This is a genomic window from Arthrobacter sp. zg-Y179 (genome assembly GCF_020907345.1).
Taxonomy (GTDB): domain Bacteria; phylum Actinomycetota; class Actinomycetes; order Actinomycetales; family Micrococcaceae; genus Arthrobacter_B; species Arthrobacter_B jinronghuae.
Genome location: NZ_JAJJOB010000007.1, coordinates 300,852 through 306,933, shown reverse-complemented (window position 1 = coordinate 306,933; position 6,082 = coordinate 300,852). Strand labels below are relative to the sequence as shown.

Annotated in this window: 6 protein-coding genes; 1 reads left to right on the top strand and 5 read right to left on the bottom strand. The window is 66.9% G+C overall.

Features of this window, described 5'->3' with window-relative positions:
• Positions 1 to 117: 117 nt before the first annotated feature.
• From LOC56_RS08670 to LOC56_RS08655, 4 genes are all read right to left on the bottom strand, one after another.
• A complete protein-coding gene (locus LOC56_RS08670; protein WP_229951869.1) occupies positions 118 to 465 on the bottom strand; it encodes an RNA polymerase-binding protein RbpA in 348 nt (115 codons plus the stop codon).
• 245 nt (positions 466 to 710) lie between these two features.
• Complete coding sequence (locus tag LOC56_RS08665) at positions 711 to 1,676, bottom strand: SPFH domain-containing protein (protein ID WP_229951868.1); 966 nt, start codon at positions 1,674 to 1,676, stop codon at positions 711 to 713.
• A gap of 107 nt (positions 1,677 to 1,783) precedes the next feature.
• Positions 1,784 to 2,263 carry an NfeD family protein gene (locus tag LOC56_RS08660; RefSeq protein WP_229951867.1) on the bottom strand — a complete coding sequence of 160 codons (480 nt, stop codon included), beginning with the start codon at positions 2,261 to 2,263 and terminating at the stop codon, positions 1,784 to 1,786.
• 209 nt (positions 2,264 to 2,472) lie between these two features.
• Positions 2,473 to 3,309: a methyltransferase domain-containing protein gene (locus LOC56_RS08655; RefSeq protein WP_229951866.1), complete on the bottom strand. Its 837-nt coding sequence runs from the start codon at positions 3,307 to 3,309 to the stop codon at positions 2,473 to 2,475.
• 57 nt (positions 3,310 to 3,366) lie between these two features.
• Here LOC56_RS08655 and LOC56_RS08650 point away from each other — a divergent pair, with 57 nt between their 5' ends.
• The gene (locus tag LOC56_RS08650) at positions 3,367 to 5,406 is read left to right on the top strand and encodes a S9 family peptidase (RefSeq protein WP_229951865.1); all 2,040 of its coding nucleotides are present in this window, start codon (positions 3,367 to 3,369) and stop codon (positions 5,404 to 5,406) included.
• A gap of 13 nt (positions 5,407 to 5,419) precedes the next feature.
• Here the strand turns inward: LOC56_RS08650 and LOC56_RS08645 are convergent, their stop codons facing one another.
• On the bottom strand, positions 5,420 to 6,049 hold the full coding sequence (locus LOC56_RS08645) for a peptide deformylase (RefSeq protein WP_331460922.1): 630 nt from the start codon (positions 6,047 to 6,049) through the stop codon (positions 5,420 to 5,422).
• Between the last annotated feature and the right edge of the window lie 33 nt (positions 6,050 to 6,082).

Sequence of the window (6,082 nt, the reverse complement as noted above, 5' to 3'; positions counted from 1 at the left end):
ACCCCCCGGCGGGGTTTGTTAAAACCCACCGGGGGGGGGGGGCCCTTTGGCCCCCCGCCCCGCTTTTTTGTCTCTGCACGCCGGTTGTCCGTTGACCGGACACCGCGCTGCATGGATCTAGGCGCTGGTGCGCTCTCCGCGGCGTTCGCGCAGGATGTTCAGGCGGTCCTGGAGGATCGTCTCAAGTTCCTCGATGCTGCGTCGTTCCAACAGCATGTCCCAGTGCGTCCGCACCGGCTTGTCGTTGCTGGTGTCCGGCTTCTCGCCGTCCACCAGAAGCGCTTCCTTGCCGGTCTTGGAGATCCAGACCGGAGGAACGTCCGCTTCGGCAGCGAAAGTTACGAAAACACGCTCGCCGTCCTCACAGCGGTATTCCACCCGCTGGCGGGGAGCCGGCTCCACACCGGATTCAGTCTCCATGCTCTGCGCGCCCAGGCGCATACCCCGCAGGCTACGATCGCTCATCTTTTCTCCCTCTTCAATCCGCTGGATCCGCTGGCGGATCCCTTGTTATGCCGGTGCCGTGCCCGCCTGCCGCCCGGAGGCGGACCGGCAGGTAAACCTAAGGCTGGCCGTCACAGCCAATACAACGCCGACGACGCCGCAGCTGTTCCCGTCGGCGGTCCCGTTCGGTGCCGCAGCTATTGCCCGGCAAACAACCGATTATACCGGCACCGAACGGGAATCGGCTAACAGGGGAGCGGAACGGGCTAGGCTCCGGCTGCGGGGCCTGCCGCGGCTGCGGGTCCGGAAGCCTGGGCCGGGGTGCTCCCGTTGGACGAGTGCATGGCCGCGTCCGGCACAAAGTCGCCCAATGCGCTGCCGACACCCTTGAGGGCTTCGCCCAGCTCACTGGGGATGATCCACAGCTTGTTGGACGTGCCTTCGGCCAGCTTCGGCAGGGTCTGCAGGTACTGGTAGGCGAGCAGCTTCTGGTCCGGGTTGCCCTTGTGGATGGCATCGAAGACCTTGGCGATGGCCTGCGCCTCACCGTCGGCGCGCAGGATGGCGGCTTTCGCGTCACCCTCGGCAGCGAGGATGGCGGCCTGCCGGCGTCCTTCGGCGGTGAGGATCTGCGACTGCTTGGTACCTTCGGCCGTCAGAATGGTTGCGCGGCGTTCCCGCTCGGCCCGCATCTGCTTCTCCATGGAATCCTGGATCGACAGGGGCGGTTCAATGGCCTTGAGCTCCACCCGGGAGACCCGGATACCCCAGCGGCCGGTGGCGTCATCCAGGACGCCGCGCAGCTGGCCGTTGATCTGGTCACGGGAGGTCAGCGCCTCTTCCAGGTTCAGGCCGCCCACCACGTTGCGGAGCGTGGTGGTGGTCAGCTGCTCCACGGCCTGGATGTAGTTCGCGATCTCATAGGTTGCTGCCCGGGCATCCGTGACCTGGAAATAGACCACGGTATCGATGGAGACCACGAGGGAGTCCTCTGTGATGACCTGCTGCGGGGGGAAGGACACCACCTGTTCACGCAGGTCCAGCAGCGGCAGCATCCGGTCCACAAACGGAACCAGGATGGTCAGGCCGGGATTCAGCGTGCGCTGGTACTTGCCAAGCCGTTCCACCACGCCTGCCCGTGCCTGCGGGACGATCTTGACCGCCTTGACCAGGATGACCAGTACAAAGATCACCAGGACGGCGAGAATTAATAGGACTGCTGTTCCACTCATGTTCCCCCTTGCGTTCCACGCGATCCGGGACGGATTCCGCGGTTTGGTTCAGCGGAATTCCTTCCGGAATTCCCGCATTTGGTTCGGCGGCCATGCCGCCTGATTTGTCAGTGTGCTGCTGTTGATCCGGTTCCGGCCGCCTGGACCAGGGCGGTAGCACCCTCGATCCGTGCGACGCTGACCTCGACGCCCGCGGGCAGCGGGGATCCGTCAACGCTGCGGGCAGTCCACGTGTCGCCGCCGATTTTCACCGTTCCGGAGGAACCCGTCACGGATTCCAGCGTCAGCGCAGGCGCGCCGATGATCCGGTCGATGTTGGACAACTGATCCTTGTCGCCCTTCTGCAGGTGTTTCAGGGCGATCGGCCGTACTACGCCGATCATGAGGACGGAGACCACCGCGAACACCACCACCTGCAGGAAGAGCGGGGCGGCGAAGAACGAGGCCAGCATAGCCGCCAGCGCGCCCACGGCGAGCATTCCGAAGAACAGGTCCAGGGTAAGGGCCTCCACGGCGGCGAATCCGAGGAAAAGAACCAACCAGAGGGCCCAGCCATAGCTGAGCATCCATTCGAAGACTTCCTGCATCCGCTTTCCCCTTATCTTCCGGACAGTTCCGCGTGTCCTGCTTGTCCTGAGTGTCCTGCGTGTCCTGCTTGTCCTGATCGTTCCCGTTGCCTACGGCACCGGCAGCGCGCGCGGCGGCGGTTACCGGGCGTTTAGTACATTCTGCCCGAGACCGTGCCGCAGACCTAGGGCCGCGGGCGGCGGATGGATAACGTTTTGTGCGTCAGGCCTCAGTCGGCGCGGAAGATCTGCAGGGTGAAGGACGCAGTCACCTCGACGGGGTCGGGCAGGGCGGCCAGGGTCCGTTCGAGGGCGGCCGGCTCCAGGTGCCGGGCGGAAGGACCCATCAACACGGCGTTTCGGACGTCCGCAGTGCGCAGCTGCATGGAGTACGTGCACTGCGTGCTGTGCAGGGCGGAGAATCCGGTGGACAGGGACGCACTGACCCGCTCTTCCTTTTCCGCAGCGATACCCAGCATGGCCGCCCCTGCCCGGATTTCCTGCAGGTGCTCCGGGCGCGGAGTCACCACTGCCAGGATGCCGCCGGGAGCCAGGACGCGGTGGAATTCCGGCGGGTTCCTCGGTGCGAAGACGTTCAGCACCACGTCCACGGAGGCATCCCGCAGCGGAAGCCGCCGCCAGACGTCCCACACCAGTGCGTAGGTTCCCGGCAGTGCGCGGGCTGCCCGGCGCAGCGCGTATTTGGAAATGTCCAGTGCCACCGCCTCGGCCCCCGGAAGCGGACGCAGTACCTCGCCGAGGTAGTAGCCGGTTCCCGCGCCGGCGTCGAGGACGGCACCCGCCTGGGGTGCTGAAGCCGACACGAGGCGTGCCAGCTCGGCCGCCATTGGCTGGTAGTGACCGGCCGCCAGAAAGTCCGTGCGGGCCTGGACCATGGCGGCGGTGTCCGCCTGGAATTTAGTGCCGCCGCCGGTAAGGAGATTGAAATAGCCCTGCTTGGCCGCATCATATCGATGGCCTGCCGGGCAGCTGAGGGACCGGAAATCGGGATCGGGTTCGAGGCTGCCGCCACAGACGGGACAGACCAGCAGCGGCAGGGAAGGCATGAATCCATCCTAAGGCGGCGGTTGGCCCCGGCGGCCGCGGACATTAGGCTTCGGAGCGTGAAACCATGTGACCTGCCTCTCCTGAATTCCCTGTCCGCCCCGGCCGTGCATCCCGATGCCCTGCACTGCGTGGTCTCAGTGACCCGCCCGGACTTCACCGCCGATGCCTATACCGGGCAGCTGTGGCGTATTCCGTTGACCCAGGGAGGCCGGCCGCGGCGGCTCACCCGCGGTTTCCGGGACACCTTGCCGAAGTACAGTCCCGATGGTTCCAGCCTCGGATTCCTGCGTGCGGCGCCGGGGGAGCCGGCTCAGCTGTACATCCTGGGCGCCGGCAGCGGGGAGCCCGTTCAGCTGACTGACGCATTGCTGGGTGTGTCCTGGTTCAATTTCTCCCCGGATGGCCGCAGTGTGGTGTTTTCCGCCCGCGTGCCGGAGGAAGGCCGGTACGGAACCACGGACGGCGTGGGTTCCGCCGCTGAGGATCCCCGGCTCATCACCACCTTCAAATACCGGATGAACGGCGTGGGCTACACCAATGACAAGCCCGTGCAGATCTTCCATTTGATGTTGCCTGACCTCGACGCCGAGCCGCACATCGAGCCGCGGGGCAGGGCCAGGGACGGCGGCGAACCCGAAAAGGGCCTGCCCGAGGCCGTGCAGCTGACTTCCGATCCAGCGGACCATCTGCAGCCGGTGTTCACGGCGGACGGCGGCCGGATCCTGTTCACGTCCTCCCCGGATCTGGACGCCTCCCTGGTGTCCGATGTCTTCAGCATCCACCCGGACGGCACCGGACTGACCCGGCTTACCAACCACGACGCCGGCAACCCGCTGACGGTCTCGGACCCGGTGGAAAGCACCAACGGGCACTGGCTGTTCTATCTGGGCCAGGAGGTTTCCGTTACCGGCACCGATTTCGTTGCCCGGAACACCGCCCTGTATGCGGCCCCGGCAGCGGACCCGACGGCGGTGCGCCGGCTGACGGACCCGGAGAGCGTAGATCTGGCGGAGGGCACCGTCGTGCCGCACAACGGTGCCGAGGTGCTGGTCTTCAACCGCACGCGCGGGGCGGGTGAGCTCCTGGCCGTGGATCCGCGCGGACGGGTGGAAGTTCTGGTGGCCGGCCCCCGGGTCGTGGAAGCCGCCGGCTCCGCAGACGGCACAGTGGTGGTCAGCTACACCGACCCGCGGACGGCCGGCGACCTCGCCGTCGTCGAGGACGGCAGCCTCCGCGCCGTCACTGATTTCTCCGAAGCGCTGCGCCGGGAAACCGCGGTTGCGCTGCCTGCCGAGGAAACGCACCCCTCCGGGGACGGCTATCCCGTGCACGGCTGGCTGGCCCTGCCCGAGGGACCCGGCCCGCACCCGGTGCTGCTGAACATCCACGGCGGTCCGTTCGCCCAATACGGGTGGGGTTATTTCGACGAGACACAGATCTACACCAACGCCGGCTACGCAGTGCTGATGTGCAACCCCCGCGGGTCAGCAGGCTACGGGCAGGCGCACGGGCGAAGCATCAAGGAAGCCATGGGCACCCTGGATCTGGCCGACGTGCTGGCGTTCGTGGACGGGGCGCTGGCCGTGCATCCGGAACTCGACGGAAGCCGGCTGGGCATCATGGGCGGATCCTACGGCGGCTACCTCACGGCGTGGACCATCGCGCACGACCACCGGTTCACCGCCGCCGTGGTGGAACGCGGCTTCCTTGATCCGCTGTCCTTTATCGGCTCAGCGGACATCGGCTGGTTCTTCAGCGCCGGCTACACGGGTACGGATCCGGCCGCAGTCCTGGCGCAGAGCCCGATGGCGTGCGTGGACTCCGTCCGCACCCCCACCTTCGTGGTCCATTCCGAAGAGGACCTGCGCTGCCCGGTGGAGCAGGCCCAGCGGTATTACACCGCACTGAAGCTGCGGTCGGTGCCAACGGAGCTGCTGCTCTTCCCGGGCGAGAACCACGAGCTCTCCCGCAGCGGCACGCCGTGGCACCGGCGCAGGCGCTTCGAGCATCTGCTCGCATGGTGGGCCCGCTGGCTGCCGACGCCGCAGAACCCGGCCCCGGAGCAGGCGCGCACGCCGGAGCCGGCCCGGGCCTAGAACCGGCCCGCGCCTAGAAACCCAGTATCCGCTGGGCCTCGCTGATACCCGGCGCGGCCCAGCGGCGGGCGTATTCGGCATTGCTGCACAGGGACCGGGGAAGCATCCTGTCCACGTACACGGTGCCGAAGAGATGGTCCGTTTCATGCTGGACTATCCGCGCCTGCCAGCCGCTGAAGCGTTCCATGCGCGGCCGGGACTTCAGGTCGGTGTAGTCCAGCACCACCGACCGGGGCCGGCGGACCACGCCTTGGTAACCCTCGAAGGACAGGCAGCCTTCGAAGAACTCGGCGGTCTCGTCCCCGTCGGCTTCGTACCGGGGATTGATGATCGTGAAGAAGGGCAGGGGAGACCGCTCCCGGACGGCCGAGGCCTCGGCTCCGGCGTCGAAGGTGTCCTCCAGCACCGCGATCTGCAGCGGAATACCCAGCTGGGGTGCAGCCAGCCCCACGCCGGGGGCGGCGTGCATGACCCGGCGCATAAGTGCTACGAGGGCATCCAGTTCGGCGGCGTCCAGTTCGCCGTCGAAGGGCAGCGCCTCGCGGCGGAGGGCGGGGTGCCCCAGTTGGACTATCGGCACGAGCTCCTGTTCGAGCATCGGCAGGACCAGGTCACGCAGCAGGGCGGTGGAATCTGTGGGCACCGCTTCATCCTAGTAGCCGCTGCGGTGTTCACG

Coding starts and splice junctions, on each gene's coding strand:
- LOC56_RS08670 (WP_229951869.1), bottom strand. CDS start 465: ATGAGCGATCGTAGCCTGCGGGGTATGCGCCTGGGCGCGCAGAGCATG.
- LOC56_RS08665 (WP_229951868.1), bottom strand. CDS start 1,676: ATGAGTGGAACAGCAGTCCTATTAATTCTCGCCGTCCTGGTGATCTTT.
- LOC56_RS08660 (WP_229951867.1), bottom strand. CDS start 2,263: ATGCAGGAAGTCTTCGAATGGATGCTCAGCTATGGCTGGGCCCTCTGG.
- LOC56_RS08655 (WP_229951866.1), bottom strand. CDS start 3,309: ATGCCTTCCCTGCCGCTGCTGGTCTGTCCCGTCTGTGGCGGCAGCCTC.